Source organism: Pseudomonas sp. FP2338, assembly GCF_030687515.1.
Classification (GTDB): domain Bacteria; phylum Pseudomonadota; class Gammaproteobacteria; order Pseudomonadales; family Pseudomonadaceae; genus Aquipseudomonas; species Aquipseudomonas salomonii.
Window position 1 is genome coordinate 1,650,712 of sequence record NZ_CP117436.1, and the last position, 15,285, is coordinate 1,665,996.

The 15,285-nt window shown below is 61.8% G+C and carries 14 protein-coding genes; 7 read left to right on the forward strand and 7 right to left on the reverse strand.

The annotated features are described in order from the left end of the window. Positions 1-107 precede the first annotated feature (107 nt). The 5 genes from PSH96_RS07425 to PSH96_RS07445 all read right to left on the reverse strand — a co-directional run bounded on the left by PSH96_RS07425 (position 108) and on the right by PSH96_RS07445 (position 6,113). On the reverse strand, positions 108-2,666 hold the full coding sequence (locus PSH96_RS07425) for a TonB-dependent receptor (protein ID WP_305458519.1): 2,559 nt from the start codon (positions 2,664-2,666) through the stop codon (positions 108-110). Between the two features lie 129 nt (positions 2,667-2,795). Next, complete coding sequence (locus tag PSH96_RS07430) at positions 2,796-3,764, reverse strand: FecR domain-containing protein (RefSeq protein WP_305458520.1); 969 nt, start codon at positions 3,762-3,764, stop codon at positions 2,796-2,798. Beyond that, positions 3,761-4,300, reverse strand: a complete 540-nt coding sequence (locus PSH96_RS07435; protein ID WP_305458521.1) for an RNA polymerase sigma factor — start codon at positions 4,298-4,300, stop codon at positions 3,761-3,763. Before PSH96_RS07435 ends, PSH96_RS07430 begins: the two co-directional genes overlap by 4 nt. Before the next feature lie 130 nt (positions 4,301-4,430). Further along, positions 4,431-5,303: a dihydrodipicolinate synthase family protein gene (locus tag PSH96_RS07440; protein ID WP_305458522.1), complete on the reverse strand. Its 873-nt coding sequence runs from the start codon at positions 5,301-5,303 to the stop codon at positions 4,431-4,433. A 27-nt stretch (positions 5,304-5,330) separates the two neighbouring features. Continuing rightward, on the reverse strand, positions 5,331-6,113 hold the full coding sequence (locus PSH96_RS07445) for an aldolase (RefSeq protein ID WP_305458523.1): 783 nt from the start codon (positions 6,111-6,113) through the stop codon (positions 5,331-5,333). 106 nt (positions 6,114-6,219) lie between these two features. Between PSH96_RS07445 and PSH96_RS07450 the strand changes: the two genes are divergently transcribed. Further along, positions 6,220-6,747: a helix-turn-helix domain-containing protein gene (locus PSH96_RS07450; protein WP_305458524.1), complete on the forward strand. Its 528-nt coding sequence runs from the start codon at positions 6,220-6,222 to the stop codon at positions 6,745-6,747. A gap of 155 nt (positions 6,748-6,902) precedes the next feature. Here PSH96_RS07450 and PSH96_RS07455 read toward each other — a convergent pair whose 3' ends face one another. Further along, positions 6,903-7,919 carry a DUF4917 family protein gene (locus PSH96_RS07455; RefSeq protein WP_305458525.1) on the reverse strand — a complete coding sequence of 339 codons (1,017 nt, stop codon included), beginning with the start codon at positions 7,917-7,919 and terminating at the stop codon, positions 6,903-6,905. Positions 7,920-8,042: 123 nt separating this feature from the next. On the opposite strand from PSH96_RS07455, the gene yiaY reads away from it, so the two are divergent. From yiaY to PSH96_RS07485, 6 genes are all read left to right on the forward strand, one after another. Next, entirely contained in the window at positions 8,043-9,191 is a 1,149-nt protein-coding gene (gene yiaY, locus PSH96_RS07460) for an L-threonine dehydrogenase (protein WP_305458526.1), read from the forward strand. 92 nt (positions 9,192-9,283) lie between these two features. Further along, on the forward strand, positions 9,284-9,958 hold the full coding sequence (locus tag PSH96_RS07465) for an NAD(P)H-binding protein (RefSeq protein WP_305458527.1): 675 nt from the start codon (positions 9,284-9,286) through the stop codon (positions 9,956-9,958). Further along, complete coding sequence (locus PSH96_RS07470; RefSeq protein WP_305458528.1) at positions 9,958-10,869, forward strand: LysR family transcriptional regulator; 912 nt, start codon at positions 9,958-9,960, stop codon at positions 10,867-10,869. The genes PSH96_RS07465 and PSH96_RS07470 overlap by 1 nt, the downstream gene beginning before the upstream one ends. A 397-nt stretch (positions 10,870-11,266) precedes the next feature. Then, positions 11,267-12,460: a CaiB/BaiF CoA-transferase family protein gene (locus PSH96_RS07475; protein WP_305458529.1), complete on the forward strand. Its 1,194-nt coding sequence runs from the start codon at positions 11,267-11,269 to the stop codon at positions 12,458-12,460. After that, positions 12,457-13,398: a hydroxymethylglutaryl-CoA lyase gene (locus tag PSH96_RS07480; RefSeq protein ID WP_305458530.1), complete on the forward strand. Its 942-nt coding sequence runs from the start codon at positions 12,457-12,459 to the stop codon at positions 13,396-13,398. Before PSH96_RS07475 ends, PSH96_RS07480 begins: the two co-directional genes overlap by 4 nt. Positions 13,399-13,457: 59 nt before the next feature. Further along, positions 13,458-14,792: an MFS transporter gene (locus PSH96_RS07485; RefSeq protein WP_305458531.1), complete on the forward strand. Its 1,335-nt coding sequence runs from the start codon at positions 13,458-13,460 to the stop codon at positions 14,790-14,792. Here the strand turns inward: PSH96_RS07485 and PSH96_RS07490 are convergent, their stop codons facing one another. Next, positions 14,793-15,281, reverse strand: a complete 489-nt coding sequence (locus tag PSH96_RS07490) for a DMT family transporter (protein ID WP_305458532.1) — start codon at positions 15,279-15,281, stop codon at positions 14,793-14,795. Positions 15,282-15,285: the final 4 nt, after the last annotated feature.

Genomic DNA, 15,285 nt, shown 5'->3' on the forward strand with positions numbered 1-15,285 from the left:
CGCCGCCATCGCGGGCAAGCCCGGCTCCCACAGTTGATCTCTATCGTCTGGCGGATCGAGATCTCCTGTGGGAGCTGGCTTGCCTGCGATGGCGTCACCCTGGTCTGTTAGAAGAACCGCGTAATGCTGACCTTCGCATCGCGGCCCTTGGTGTAGGCACGATCACCGCTCAAGGCCGGGCGGAAGTTGTTGTTGAACAGGTTGTCCACGGTGAAGTTCACCTCGGTGCCTTTGAGGTAGGCCTGTTGCGGCTTCCATTTGGCGAACAGGCCTTGGGTGTTGTAGGCCTTGTTGCCGTACTGATCGTAAAACAGGTCGCCCACACTGCTGCCCGGGCCGCCGGAGTATTTGTCACTCGGCAAGCGATCGGTCGCGCCAATGAACTGGCCCATCCAGCCCACTTGGGCATCCCACGCCGGAATATGGGTACCCAGCACCAGCACCCATTTGGTCGGTGGAATATCACGTGCCGGCACATCCGGGCCCCATGGGTTGGTGTAGGCGCCTTCGTGTTCACCCTTGGCGTAGGCGAACGACACCGAGCCGAACAGGTAGGTGGAGTTGTAGAAGGACTCCAGCTCAAAGCCCTTGATGGTCAGGCCGCCGATGTTGCGGTAGTTGGGCATCGCCCCCGGCGGGCAAGCGTTGGCGATGGTGCCACCGTTGACGGCTTGGTTCTGGCAACCCACGCCGGTGGCCTTGAAGATTTCGTCTTCGACTTTGTTATGGAACAGCGTGGCGCGTACTTGCAGGTTATCGTTCTGGGCGATCAAGTTGTCGAAGCTGGTGACGCCACCCAGGGTGATCGAGGTGATGCGCTCCGGGTCGAGGTCAACGCTGGTGGCGGTGCGGCTGCCCAGGCCTTGCACTTCATATTGCTCGTCGATCACCGGCGCACGCCAGGTCTTGCTCCAGTTGGCGAACAGCCCCAGGTTCGGCGTGACGTTCCAGAACAGCGCCAGGCGTGGCGACCAGCCGGTGTAGGTACGGTCGCTGTAGTCGTGGCCGAAGGACGGATCCGGGTTGTTGTAGTACGGCGCATCGTTACCTTCGCCACGGTTACGCACATGGTCGTAGCGCAGCGACGGGGTGATGGTCACGTCGCCCACGGTGACTGCGTCCTGGACGAAGAAACTGTTGGTGTCGACCTTGCCATGGGGCATGAAGCCCGGCTGGAAGTGCCCATAGTTGTAACGCGCGGTGTTGTAGGTGGTGCCGGGCATCCACATCTCGGTTTCGCGGATGTGCTTGCGGATCTGCCCGCCGACGGTCAGCGCATGCTGCAAGGGGCCTGTGTCAAACAGGCTGACGTTGCGGATGTCGAGGTTCTTGTCGGTGTAGGCGGTGTCCATCTTGCGCCCGCCGGAGGCCAGTTGGAAAAACGCGGTGGCGTCGCGTTCGTCGGTCTGGTCGGTGTTGGACTGGGAATATTTGACGGTCAGGTCGATCAGCGGGTTATTCACCGGCGTGTATTCGTACTTGCCTGACCAGGTGGTGTCGGTGGTGTCTCGCTGGGCTAAAAAACGCTTCAGCGCGTTTTCGTAACCGTAGCGGTCGATGTTGGCCTGGGTCGGCGGCGTCGGGTAGCTGGCGGCGGAGAACGGCGTCCAGCGGTTGCTGTGGGAGCGCGAGTAAGACAGACCAACGCTGTGCTCCTCGGTGAAGTGGGCGTTGACCTTGAACAGTTTGCCGTCCACATCCTGGGCGCTGTTGGGCAGGCGCTGAGGGTTGACCGGGTATTCGTTGTTGTCGTTGGGCAGTTTGCCGGCCACCTTCATGTCGCCGCCGTCGCGCTGGGTCAGGTAGGCCAGCGCGTCGAAACGCCCGTCGTCGGTGCGGCCGTACACGGCACTGCTGTAGATCTGTTCGTGGTCGTTGCTGGAGTAGCCGTATTTGAGCATCGCGCCGCTGTTGCGACCGTCTTGCAAAAGGTCCGGGGCATCCTTGGTGGTCATGTTGACCGTGCCGCCAAAGCCGCCGTTGCCGGTGAACGGCGAGTTGGGGCCTTTCTCGACCTCGATGCTCTTGATCAGCTCGGGCTCGATAAACACGGTGCCTTGCTGGTAGCGCTCAAAGCCGGTTTTAGTGGCGCCGTCGACAGTCATCGGCACGTCTTCGGCGTCGCCGAAACCACGAATATTGATGGTCTGGCCACCCGGTTTCAGGGAGCCGCCCTGGCTTACGCCGGGCAAGGTCTGCAACAGGCTGGGGATGTTGTTGGACTGGTAGCGGTCAATGTCGGCCTGGGTCATGGTCGAGCGGTTGACGGTGCTGGAGTCGACTTCGTTACCGGTGCCGATCACGCTGAGGGCATCCAGCTGGATGGCGCCGCTGTGGCTGGTCTTGCCCTCGTCGGGGCGCACCACGTAGGTGTTGCCGACTTTGATCAGGGTGAACTCGCCGTTTTTCAGCAAGCTGCGAATCGCCACTTCCGGGCTGAACTCGCCGTTGAGCGCCGGCGCCTGCACATGCTTGAGCAGTGTTTCATCGAACAACAGCTGGATTTTAGCCTGCTGCGCGACAAAGCTCAGGGACGTGGCCAGCGATTGGGCGGGCAGTTGCAGCGTGAGCGACTCGGCCTGGGCGCTGAGACTCAAGGCCATGCAGGTAGCAATAAGGGTCGGTCGAAGCAACAGGTGCGAAGCGTGGCAAGGCGCGCGAAACATGAAATCCCCCGGGGCGGCTAAATAGCCAAAAAGGTGTGCGTATCCAACACAGTCGGGAGGAAGACGGGGCAGCTGCAAAAAACCACACATGCGAATGCAAAATATTCTCAAGTGTGTTTTTTGCAGGCCTTACTTGAGCGGCTCGATTCGGACGATGCCATCGGCCGAGGCCACGGTTTTAACCGGCAGCAGGGCGGGCAGGGCGTTGAGCAGGGCATCCGGGTCATTCACATCCAGATTGCCCGAGACCTTCAGTTGCGCCACGGCTTTGTTGACCTGCAAGGGCGCTTGAGGCCGGTAGAGGCTCAGTTCATCGATCAGGCTGGCCAACTCTCGATTGCGAAACGACAGGTGCCCGCTGCGCCAATCGGCCACTTCTTCGGTGGTGAGTGTCTGCTGCTGCACGGTGCCCTTGGCGTAGCTGTACGCGGCACGTTGCTGGGCGCCGAGCAACGCCACCGGGCTTTCGGCGTCCGGCTCGAAGGCGACCTGGCCGTGGGCGACGCTGACCACCAGTTGTTGCTGGCTGCGTCGCACGTCAAACCCGGTGCCGACCACCCGCACATTGGCCTCGCCGGCTTGCACGTAGAGCGGGCGCTCTTTGTCGGCGGCAACTTCGATAAAGACCTGGCCCTTGTCCAGATGCAGGATGCGTTGATACGCGCTGAAATCCACGCGCAGATGGGTGTTGGCGTTCACATACAGTGTGCTGCCGTCGGGCAAGGTGAGGGTGCGCATGCCTTTGGCGTGCCCGGCAATCTGGCTGTGGAACAGCGCGCGGGGCGCGCCGATATTCGTCGTCAGCACGGCGCACACCAGTGCGGCGGCCACGGCCAGGGCAGGGCGCAATAGGGAGGGTTTGCGTTGGGGCAGCGTTACGGGTTTGTTCAGTTGCTGCAACTGGGCGAGGTCGTCCCACAGTTGTTCGAATTCGGCATAGGCGCGGGCGTGGGCGGGCGTTGCCTGCCAGGCGGCGAAGGCTTTGCGCTCGGCCCGTGCTGCGCCGTTGCGGTTGCGGGCAAACCAGCTGGCGGCTTGGGCATCGATGGAGTCGCTCGCTTCGATGTCCAGGGCGTCGTTGTCGCTCAGGCGGTTCATTCTGGCTGCTCCGTGCCGGGTTCTGGTTGAAGGCGTCGCTTGCAATGCAGCAGGGCAAAAGCGATGTGCTTTTCTACCATGCTGGTCGAAATACCCATGCGCTCGGCGATCTGCGCCTGGCTCAAGCCTTCGAAGCGGTGCAGCATAAGGGCTTCTCGCCTGCGGGGCGAGAGTTCGGCGAGGACTTCTTTCAACTGTTCCAGGCGTTGCAGGCGCTGCGCGGCAGCCATGGGGTCGTTTTGCGCGTCGGTGACCGGCTCCGTGCCACCCTCGGCCGGCTCGGAATGGGCGCTCTGGCGTACCTTCTGCTTACGCCAGTGATCGCGCAGCAGGTTGCGCGCCATCTGAAACAGAAACGCCCGTGGCTGCTCGACCTTGGCGCGGTCGCGGTAGTTGAGCCATTGGGTGAAGACATCCTGGGTCATGTCCGCCGCGTCGCTGGCGTTGTCCGTGCGTTTGCGCAGGAAATGCAGGATATCTGCATAAAACCCGCGAAAGGCATCGGCCGTCAACGGGTCGGGCTTGGGACGAGACATGGATATCCTTCTTGACGAAGCACGACGTAGATAAGTCGCGAATGATATCGAGAACTATTGTCATTTGTCTCTATGTAACGGGTCATGGGATCAAAAATGTGGGAGCCAGCTCCCACAGGAGGCCGTGGTTTTAGCGCAGTAATGCTTTGAGCTGTTCGATCCCTGCCTCACCCAGCGGGAATACCGGCAAGCGCGGATCGCCCGCTTCCAGCCCGGTCAGCCGCAACCCGGCCTTGATCGTCGCCGGCAACCCGCCCTTGAGGATGAACTCCAGCAACGGCAGCTGGCGATAGAACAGCTCCCGCGCCAAGCTCAGGTCATTGGCCAGCACCGCGTTATACAACTCCAGGTTCAGCTGCGGGATCAGGTTCGGCGCGGCCGTGCACCAACCCTTGGCACCCGCCGCGAAGGCTTCCAGCGCCAGTGGGTTGCAGCCGTTGTAGAACGGCACGTCGCTGTGGCGGCGCAACTGATGCATGCGCTGAATATCGCCGGTGCTTTCCTTGACCATGGTCACGTTCGCCACCTGTTTGACGATGCGCAGGATCAAGTCCACCGACATGTCCGTGCCACTGGTAGCCGGGTTGTTGTAAAGCATGATCGGCACGCCGATGCTGTCGCCAATCGCGGCGTAGTGGGCGAGGATTTCCGCTTCGCTGAGTTTCCAGTACGAGGCCGGCAGCACCATCACCACATCGGCGCCATTGGCTTCGGCATAACGGGCGCGACGCACGGCTTTGGCGGTGGTCAAGTCAGACACGCTGACAACAGTGGGTACGCGCCTGGCGATTTTCGCAAGGCTGTAGGCGCTGACCTCATCCCACTCCGCATCGCTCAAATACGCGCCTTCGCCGGTGCTGCCCAAGGGCGCGATGGCGTGTACGCCGCTGTCGATAAGGCGGTCGATGGAGCGGCCGAGGGCGTCGAGGTCAATGCGCTGGCCGTCGGCGCTGAACGGGGTAATGGTGTAGCCGATAATGCCGTGAATAGTGGGGTTGGGCATGGGAAGTCTCCGCGTGAAAAAGGGCAATCAGTTCAGGCAATCGGCGTGTTTGCGCAGGTTCTGCCGGGCGTAGTAGTTGAAGGCGGCGCCATGACGCTTGGGCTTGGAAATCCAGTCGTGGGCCTCGCGACCCAGCTCGGGCAGGATCGGCTTGATGGTGCCCGCCGACATTGCCAGCAACTGCAACTTGGCGGCCCGCTCAATCAACTGCGCGATTACGCAGGCTTGCTCGATGCTCGCGCCGGTGGACAGCTGACCGTGGTGCGAGAGCAGGATTGCGCGCTTGTCGCCCAGGGCTGTGGTGATGATTTCGCCTTCTTCATTGCCCACCGGCACGCCCGGCCAGGCTTCCAGGAAGGCGCAATCTTCGTACAGCGGGCACAGGTCCATATGCGACACCTGCAGCGGCACTTCAAGCATCGACAGCGCGGCAATATGCGTGGGGTGCGTATGGATGATGCAGTTCACATCCGGCCGCCCACGGTATACCCAGGTATGAAAGCGGTTGGCCGGGTTGGGGATGCCATGCCCTTCGAGTACTTCAAGGTCTTCGTTGACCAGCAACAGATTGCTGGCAGTGATTTCATCGAAACCCAGGCCCAGTTGCTGAGTGTAATAGGTGCCAGGCGTGGGCCCCCGAGCGGTGATCTGCCCGGCCAGGCCGGAGTCGTGGCCGTGTTCGAACAGGATGCGGCAAGTGAGTGCCAGCTTTTGCCGGTCGGTCCACGTATTATCCGCCAGGCTGTTTTGCATCTGGAGCAGTGCTTGCTTGACCAGTTGGTCCTTGGGGAGTGCTAATGTCTTGGCCATATCGGTGTCCTTTGGGTTAGAGCAAATGACACTAAAGATGCTATATGACACTTTGTGTCATTGGCAAGCGTGATTCTGCCTTTTCTGCAGGGATTAACCGCAGCACATGTCTATCCGTTTGAAATTATTGAGAAAAAAACTTGGCGTAACCCTGGAGTCCCTGGCCGAAAAGTCCGGGATGACCAAGAGTTATCTGTCCAAGGTCGAGCGTGGGCTCAACACCCCGTCGATTGCCGCCGCGCTGAAACTGGCCAAGGCGTTGAACGTGAAGGTCGAAGAACTGTTCAGCGAAGACAACGTCAGCCTCGACAGCTACAGCCTGGTGCGCAGCCACGAACGCCCCGACACCGCGCCGGGTTATGCGGTGCTGGCCCATCAGGTCAGCGAGCGCAGCCTGCTGCCGTTTATCATCTACCCGCCGGCGGAATTCACCGACAAGACCTTCAAGGAGCATCTGGGTGAGGAGTTTCTGTTCGTGCACGAAGGCCAGGTGGAAGTGGACTTCATGAACGAGCGGGTGATCCTGGAGCGGGGCGATGCGCTGCACTTCAATGCACAGAAACCTCACCGGATTCGCTCGGTGGGGAAGGTGCAGGCGCAGTTGCTGGTGGTGGTGCACAGCGGCGACGAGTGACCCTGTTCCCAGGTTGGAAAACCGTCAATGTGGGAGCTGGCTTGTCGGGTCGCCGCATCGCTGCGATAGCGGTGTGTCAGTTAAGTCAATACTGACTGGCCCACCGCAATCGCAGGCAAGCCAGCTCCCACGGTTGATCTTCGTTGTTCCGTAGATCAGCGTTCGACCGGCACGGACAACGCGGCATTACCCAACGGATGCGTACGCGCCGCAAAGAACTTCAGCTCCACGCCGCTGCCGTCAAACAACTGCGAATACCGGCGCTTCTGCTGGCGGATAAACCCGTCACTGCGGCCCGACACCGAAATTGCCAGCGTCGTCAGTTTGGCCTGGCGAAGCGCATCCACCAGGTGCTGATCCTGCGGCCCCAGGTCATGGCCGAAGATGCACAGCGCGCCATCATGGCTCAGCAACTGCTCGTAGCAGAACGACAAGTAATCCGAGCTGCGAATGGTCTTGAGCTTCTCCTCCACCTTGCCTTCGCTGACAAACAGCGGCACATCGTCCAGCGTCTTGATCGTATTGTTGATCGCAAAGCTGCTCAGCAAGGTGCTGTCGGTGGTCGGCAGTTTGCGTGCGGTGCCGTCGAGGTTGCGCACCAGGTGCAGGCCGCCGTGCAGGTAGAGAATGCGTGTGGCCTGGGTGCGGGTGTTGCGCAGGTCGAAGCTGGCGTCGGCGCTGCGGAACAGGTCATCGATGCCCGGCGTGTGCAAAATCGCCCAGTAGTTGAGCAGGTCGTAATTGCTGGTGAACACCGTCGCGTAGTGCGTCAACTCAGTGTTGATCGTTGCCAGGGTCGACGGCTGCACCAGGCGCCACGGAATGTGCACGGCGTGGATGGTGTTGATCAGCGCTTCCTTGATCGCGTAGTAACGATTGCGCGGCGCCGCCGAGCTGACCGCCAGCGCCTTGTTGACCCGGCTGGTGGTCTTCAACGCGCCCAGCGCTTGCTCGAAACTGCGGGTTTGCAGGGCATCGAACACGCTGAGTTCGGATGGGCTCAGGGGCTTTTCTTCGACGGTGCGGGCGTTTTCGAACAGCGAGTCGTAGGCAAAGTCTTCCCAAATCGCACGGCTGGCGCCATTGCCGATCAGAATCCCATTGAAGTCGATGGCGCTCCGCAGGGCGCTCCAGTCTTCAAGGTGGGCGTCAATATCCTGGAAATCCTTCATTGCGGCGGGTCTACTCGAAATCGGCTGGGTGGTGACTTTATCACGAGCGTGCGTTGATCCTGATCAAGATGCGCCACGCGTTATCGGTTGATTCTGTCGGCATACCGCCTCCGAGGATTGACCATGATCAGCACCTTTTTTATTCCCGCCGTCAACATCATGGGCACCGACTGCCTCGACGAAGCCATGGTAGCCATCCGCAACTACGGCTTTCGCAAGGCGCTGATCGTCACCGACGCCGGGCTGGCCAAGGCCGGCGTGGCCAGCATGATCGCAGAGAAGCTGGCGATGCAGGACATCGACTCGGTGATCTACGACGGCGCCAAACCCAACCCCAATGTGGAAAACGTCGAGAAAGGCCTGGCGATGCTGGAGGCCACGGCCTGTGATTTTGTCGTGTCCCTGGGCGGCGGCTCGCCCCATGACTGCGCCAAGGGCATCGCGTTGTGCGCCACCAACGGCGGGCGTATCGGCGACTACGAAGGTGTCGACCAATCGAGCAAACCGCAATTGCCGCTGGTGGCGATCAACACCACCGCCGGGACGGCCAGCGAGATGACCCGTTTCTGCATCATCACCGATGAAACCCGCCATGTGAAAATGGCCATCGTCGACCGCAATGTCACGCCGCTGCTGTCGGTCAACGACCCGACGCTGATGGTCGGCATGCCCAAGGGGCTGACGGCGGCCACCGGCATGGACGCGCTGACCCATGCGATCGAAGCCTATGTGTCGACCGCCGCCACGCCAATCACCGATGCCTGCGCGATCAAGGCCATGGAGCTGATCAGCGCCAACCTGCGCCTGGCGGTGCGTGATGGCAGCGACAAGGCCGCGCGGGAAAACATGGCCTATGCGCAGTTCCTGGCCGGGATGGCCTTCAACAATGCCTCGCTGGGGTTTGTGCATGCCATGGCCCACCAGCTCGGTGGCCTCTACGACCTGCCCCACGGCGTGTGCAACGCGGTGTTGCTGCCCCATGTGCAAAGCTTCAACGCCAGTGTATGCGCCAAACGCCTGAGCGACGTGGCGCGCGCCTTGGGTGCCGATATCAAGGGCATCACCCCGGAAGAGGGCGCCCAGGCGGCCATCGTCGCTATTCGCGCCTTGGCCCATGACGTTGAGATCCCGGCCGGTTTGCGCGAGTTGGGCGCCAAGTTGCAGGATATTCCGCTGCTGGCCACCAATGCGTTGAAGGATGCCTGTGGTCTGACCAACCCCCGCCGGGCGGATCAGCGACAAATTGAGGAGATATTTCGCAGCGCGTTCTAAAGGCGGCAGCCGCACGCCGCAAGCGTTAAGCTACAAGTTGAACGGTATTTAACTTGAGCATGAAGCTTGCGGCTTGCCGCTGAGGTCCCCTGATGAGAGTTCTATTATTCGGCGCCACCGGCATGGTCGGCCAAGGCGTGCTGCGTGAGTGCCTCTTGGCCGCTGACGTGCAGGAAGTGGTCGCCGTCGGCCGCACGCCGCTGACCCAGGAGCACGGCAAGCTGCACCAGGTGTTGCACAGCGACATGCTGGACTTCCAACCGCTGGAAAACCTGCTGCAAGGCTTTGATGCGTGCTTCTTCTGCCTCGGCGTGTCGTCGGCAGGCATGAATGAAGCCAAGTACACCCACCTCACCTATGACCTCACCCTGGTCGCGGCCAGCACCTTGGCGCGGCTCAATCGGCAGATGACCTTTGTCTATGTGTCCGGCGCCGGCACCGACAGCTCCGAGGCGGGCAAGTCGATGTGGTCGCGGGTCAAGGGCAAGACCGAAAACGCCTTGCTGCGCCTGCCGTTCAAGGCGGTGTACCTGTTTCGGCCTGGGGTGATTCAGCCGTTGCATGGCGTGCGTTCAAAGACGCCGCTGTATCAATCTTTCTATACCGTGCTCGGGCCGCTGCTGTCGTTTTTTCGCCGGGTCAAACCGAGTTGGGTTGTCAGCACCGAAACCGTTGGCCAGGCGATGTTGGCGGTGGCGCGTCATGGCGCGCCGCAGGCCGTGGTGGAGCAGGCCGAGATCAATCGCCTGGCCAGCGAGCCGCGCTGATGCTGCACAAAAGCCTGGTGCGTCGCCTTGACCTGATCACCCTGCAACTGTTCGTTGCGGTGTTTGAAGAAGGCACGCTGACCCGCGCTGCGGCCCGTGAGGCCATCGCCGTGTCGGCGGCCAGCAAGCGCCTGATGGAGTTGGAGCAGGTATTGGGCGTGAGCCTGTTCGTGCGGCGTGCCAAGGGCATGGACTTGACCGCCGCCGGCGAAACCCTGCTGCACCATGCGCGGCAGATGCTGTTCAACGTCGAGAAAATGGGCCTTGAACTGGGCGAGCACAGCCACGGCGTGCGTGGTTATGTGCGCATGTTGGCGAATCTGTCGGCGATTATTCAGTTTCTTCCGGAAGACCTGCGCGACTTTTCCCAGCGGCATCCCGAGGTCAAGACCGATCTGGAAGAGCGCCCCAGCAACGGCGTGGTCCAGGGCGTGCTGGACGGGGTGGCGGACCTGGGCATCTGCTCCAGCGACACCGACACCAAAGGCTTGCCCAGCGTGCTGTATCGCCACGACAAGCTGGTGGTACTGATGCCGGCGGATCATCCCTTGGCCACCCGCCACACCCTGGCGTTCGACGAAACCCTGGGCAGCGATTACGTGGGCCTGCACGCCGCCAGCTCGATCAATATGCGCACCCATGCCGCAGCGCGCGAGGCCGGCAAGATGCTGCGCCTGCGTATTCATGTGCCGGGGTTTGATGCGATGTGCCGGATGGTCCAGGCGAATATGGGCATCGGCATCCTGCCGCAAAAGGCCTATGAGCTGTTTGGTCGCGCGTTGGGGTTGCATGCGGTGCCGCTGACCGACACGTGGTCGGATCGCAGCTTGATTGTGGTGGTGCGTGATGAAGCGCAGTTGTCGCCGGTGAGCCGGTTGTTGTTTGACTACCTGCGCACGCCACTGAAGTAAGCAAACCCTGTGGGCCTCATCGCGGGCAAGCCCGGCTCCCACAAGGGACCGCATTCCTCCTGTGGGAGCAGGGCTTGCCCTAATGCCAGTCAGTTAAGCGAACGAAATGCTCAAAGCAGCGAAGATCAAATGTGGGAGCGGGCTTGCCCGCGAAGACGTCGGCCCAGCAAACATTGATGTTGACTGACCCACCGCTTTCGCGAGCAAGCCCGCTCCCACAGAGGATCTGCGCTTAACTGACTGGCATTAGGGCTTGCCCGCGATAGCGATCTGACTGACATCAACACCTGATAGCCGTTCGTATTTCGCGAACGCTCCTTGCCAACTGACGGTTGGATTTATCGCCCGCCTGTCCTCTAGCCTTGGCTGCACATTCCAAGAATAAGAGGACCACCCCATGACAGCGCCGTTGAGCGGTATCAAGGTGATTGAAATCGGCACGTTGATAGCCGCGCCGTTCGCCGCGCGGATGCTGGCCGAGTTCGGCGCCGAGGTGATCAAGATCGAAGCCATGGGCCAAGGCGACCCGCTTCGCAAATGGCGAAAGCTGCACGAAGGCACGTCGTTGTGGTGGTACTTGCAATCGCGTAACAAAAAGTCGCTCGCCCTGGACCTCAAGTCCCCGGAGGGCCTGGGGCTGATCAAGCAATTGCTGGGCGACGCCGACGTGCTGATCGAAAACCTGCGCCCCGGCGGCCTGGAGAAACTTGGCCTGGGTTGGGACGTGTTGCATGCGTTGAACCCCAAGCTGACCCTGGTGCGCATCTCCGGCTACGGCCAGACCGGGCCTTACCGCGATCGCCCAGGGTTTGGTGCCATCGGTGAGGCCATGGGCGGTATTCGCTACACCACCGGCAACCCCGACTCGCCGCCGGCGCGGGTCGGTGTGAGCCTGGGTGACTCGCTCGCCTCGCTGCACGCGGTGATCGGCGCGCTGATGTCGTTGTTGCGGGTCAAGACCGGGCAGGGCGAGGGGCAGGTGGTCGATGTGTCACTGGCCGAAAGTGTGTTCAACCTGATGGAAAGCCTGGTGCCCGAATACGACATGCTCGGCCATGTGCGTGAGCGCAGTGGCGGCGCCTTGCCGGGTATCGCGCCGTCCAACACCTACCTGACCGCCGATGGCGCCTACGTAGTGATCGCCGGCAACAGTGATCCGATCTACAAGCGCCTGATGCACACCATCGGCCGTGCCGACCTGGCCGAAGCGCCGGAGTACGCTCACAACGACGGCCGCGCCGCTAAAAGTGGGCTGCTCGACGCGGCCATTACCCACTGGACCAGCAGCCTGCCGATCGACCAGGTACTCAGCGCGCTCGAAGCCGCCGAGGTGCCGGCCGGACGCATCTACTCGGTGGCCGATATCGTCAGCGACCCGCACTACCACGCCCGTGACATGCTGCTCAATGCCCAGTTGCCCGGCGGCGTGTCGGTGAAGATGCCCGGCATTGTGCCCAAACTCTCCGAAACCCCCGGTGGTGTGAACTGGCAGGGCCCGACACTGGGCCAGCATACCGATGACATCCTCGGCAGCCTGGGCCTCACCGGTGCCGATATCCAACGCCTGAAAACCGCGGGAGTGGTGCAATGATTACTGATTATTCCGACACGCTGATCGTGCAGGAAGTGTCGCCGCGCGATGGCTTGCAGATCGAACCGACGTGGGTTGAAACCGCCGACAAGATCAGGCTGATCAACGCGCTGGCGCAGGCCGGTTTTTCGCGAATCGAGGCGGGCTCGTTTGTGTCGCCCAAAGCCATTCCCGCATTGCGTGATGGCGAGCAAGTGTTCCAGGGCATTGAGCGCCGGGCCGGTGTGATTTATGTCGCGCTGATCCCCAACCTCAAGGGCGCCCAGCGCGCCATCGAGTCGCGCGCCGATGAGCTGAACCTGGTGATGTCGGCCAGCCAGACCCACAACCTGGCGAACATGCGCATGCGTTGCGAGGCGTCGTTGGCAGCCTTTGGCGATATCGTCAGCTTTGCCGCCGACCACCCGGTGCGCCTCAACGGCAGCATCGCCACCACCTTCGGCTGCCCGTTCGAAGGCAAGATCGATGAAGACCGCGTGCTGCAAATGGTCGACGCCTATCGCGAGTTGGGCATTGCGGGCATCACGTTGGCCGACACCACCGGCATGGCCAATCCGCGTCAGGTCGAACGTCTGGTCACGCGCGTGCTGCAACAGGTGCCGGCCAGCGATTTGACCCTGCATTTTCACAACACCCGTGGCCTGGGTTTGTGCAATGTGCTGGCCGCTTACGAGGCCGGAGCCCGGCGGTTTGACGCGGCCTTGGGTGGCCTCGGCGGTTGCCCGTTTGCGCCGGGCGCGTCGGGCAATATCTGCACCGAAGATTTGGTCAACCTGTGCGAGGAGGTTGGCATTCACACCGGCATCGACCTGCCGCACCTGTTGCAAATGTCCCGTCACTTGCCGGCCTTGCTTGGGCATGAACTGCCCGGCCAAGTGGCCAAGGCCGGGCGCAATGGCGACCTGCACCCGCCACCGGCTTACATCGCCACGCTGTAACGCGCGACCAGACAACAAAAACAATCGGGCGCCTGTGAGCAGCCCGCTGGAGAGAAACCATGAGCACTAATACTACGTTAGAGGCCGGCGTGCGCCCGGCCGTTGAAATCGATGCCGAAAAAGCCCTGGTCAGCAAGGTCGCCTGGCGCCTGATGCCGCTGATCATGGTGTGCTACCTGTTCGCGTTTTTTGACCGCATCAACATCAGCTTCGCCAAGTTCCAGCTGCAAACCGACCTGAGCCTGAGCGACACCGCTTATGGCCTGGGCGCCGGGTTGTTTGTGGTGGGTTATGTGCTGTTCGAAGTGCCGAGCAACATGATGCTCTACAAGGTCGGTGCCCGCCGTTGGATCGCGCGCATCATGATGTCGTGGGGCCTGGCCACGGCGGCCATGGTGTTTGTCACCGCCGAATGGCAGTTCTATGGCCTGCGCTTCATCATTGGCGCCATGGAGGCGGGTTTTGCGCCTGGCGTGCTGTATTACCTGACGCTGTGGTTCCCGCAGCACTTTCGTGGGCGTATTACCTCCATGCTGTTCCTGGCCTCGGCGTTCGCCGGTTTGGTCGGTGCACCCTTTTCCGGGCTGGTGCTGGAGCACCTCGACGGCGTGCTGCAAATGCGCGGCTGGCACTGGCTGTTCCTGCTCGGCGGCTTGCCCTGCATCGGCCTGGGTTTTCTGGTGCTGACCTTGCTCAAGGACCGCATTGAAGACGCGCATTGGCTGACGCCTGCCGAGAAAACCCTGCTGTCGAGCCGCATCGCCAAGCATGAGCCGAACCAGCACGGTGGCTCGCTGCTTTCGGCGATCCGCATTCCTGGGTTTTTGATGCTTGGGTTTATCTACTTTCTGATTCAGGTGGCGTCTTACGGCCTCAACTTCTGGGCGCCACAGTTGATCCGCAGTGCCGGCACCCAAAGTCCGGTGATGATCGGCCTGCTCACCGCCATTCCCTATGTGTGCGGGGCGATCAGCATGGTGGTGATCGGGCGACTGTCGGACGCCACCGGCGAGCGCCGCAAGTTTGTCTGCGGCCTGGTGGTGCTGGGCGCTATCGGCTTCTTCTGTGCCGGGATCTTTGCCGACCACACTACCTTCCTGATCATCGCCCTGGGCCTGCTGGGCGCGGGCATTATTGCCTCGATCCCGGCCTTCTGGACCCTGCCACCCAAGCTGTTGGCCGGCGCGGGTGCCGGGGCGGCCGGCGGCATTGCGGTGATCAACACCCTCGGGCAGTTCGGCGGTATTGTCAGCCCGGTGATGGTGGGGCGCATCAAGGACCTTACCGGCAGCACTACGCCGGCGCTGTATGTGATCGGCGTGTGTGCGCTGTTGGCGGCGGCGCTGCTGTTGTGGGGCTTGCCACAAAAACTGCGCACGCTCGACAAGGGCTGATCAGCCTGCCGTAGCCAGTGCGCGCGCCGGTGTGGCGCTGAACTGAATCAGTGCCACCCCGCCAATCAACAACAACGCCCCCAGCACGCGGGGCGTTGTCAGTTGGCGCTCCACCAGGCCAAACAAACCCAAGTGATCGAGCAACAGCGAAGCGAGAATCTGCCCGGCCATGGCCAGCGCAATAAACCCCGACGCGCCGAGCTTGGGCAGCAACATCAACGCCAGCGAAATAAAGCACACCCCAAACGCGCCTCCGGCCCACATCCACAGCGGCGCCTTGGTGATAAAGGCGAGGCTCGGCAGCGGTAAACGCAGCGCTACAATCACTGGCAGTAGCACGACAATGCTCACCAGCAGTGACGCCAGCGTGGCCCACAACGGGTGGCCCAGCCCGCGCCCGAGGCTTGCGTTGATCGCACTCTGAAACGGCACCACCGCCCCGGCGATCACCGCCAGTGCCAACAAACCCGCCCAATGCAACGTCGTCATCTCA

What these genes read in the sequence shown, in the direction of transcription:
- PSH96_RS07465 (WP_305458527.1), top strand. Translation starts at nt 9,284, where the DNA reads ATGAGAGTTCTATTATTCGGCGCCACCGGCATGGTCGGCCAAGGCGTG.
- PSH96_RS07435 (WP_305458521.1), bottom strand. Translation starts at nt 4,300, where the DNA reads ATGTCTCGTCCCAAGCCCGACCCGTTGACGGCCGATGCCTTTCGCGGG.
- PSH96_RS07475 (WP_305458529.1), top strand. Translation starts at nt 11,267, where the DNA reads ATGACAGCGCCGTTGAGCGGTATCAAGGTGATTGAAATCGGCACGTTG.
- PSH96_RS07470 (WP_305458528.1), top strand. Translation starts at nt 9,958, where the DNA reads ATGCTGCACAAAAGCCTGGTGCGTCGCCTTGACCTGATCACCCTGCAA.
- yiaY (WP_305458526.1), top strand. Translation starts at nt 8,043, where the DNA reads ATGATCAGCACCTTTTTTATTCCCGCCGTCAACATCATGGGCACCGAC.
- PSH96_RS07430 (WP_305458520.1), bottom strand. Translation starts at nt 3,764, where the DNA reads ATGAACCGCCTGAGCGACAACGACGCCCTGGACATCGAAGCGAGCGAC.
- PSH96_RS07445 (WP_305458523.1), bottom strand. Translation starts at nt 6,113, where the DNA reads ATGGCCAAGACATTAGCACTCCCCAAGGACCAACTGGTCAAGCAAGCA.
- PSH96_RS07455 (WP_305458525.1), bottom strand. Translation starts at nt 7,919, where the DNA reads ATGAAGGATTTCCAGGATATTGACGCCCACCTTGAAGACTGGAGCGCC.
- PSH96_RS07440 (WP_305458522.1), bottom strand. Translation starts at nt 5,303, where the DNA reads ATGCCCAACCCCACTATTCACGGCATTATCGGCTACACCATTACCCCG.
- PSH96_RS07450 (WP_305458524.1), top strand. Translation starts at nt 6,220, where the DNA reads ATGTCTATCCGTTTGAAATTATTGAGAAAAAAACTTGGCGTAACCCTG.
- PSH96_RS07490 (WP_305458532.1), bottom strand. Translation starts at nt 15,281, where the DNA reads ATGACGACGTTGCATTGGGCGGGTTTGTTGGCACTGGCGGTGATCGCC.
- PSH96_RS07485 (WP_305458531.1), top strand. Translation starts at nt 13,458, where the DNA reads ATGAGCACTAATACTACGTTAGAGGCCGGCGTGCGCCCGGCCGTTGAA.
- PSH96_RS07480 (WP_305458530.1), top strand. Translation starts at nt 12,457, where the DNA reads ATGATTACTGATTATTCCGACACGCTGATCGTGCAGGAAGTGTCGCCG.
- PSH96_RS07425 (WP_305458519.1), bottom strand. Translation starts at nt 2,666, where the DNA reads ATGTTTCGCGCGCCTTGCCACGCTTCGCACCTGTTGCTTCGACCGACC.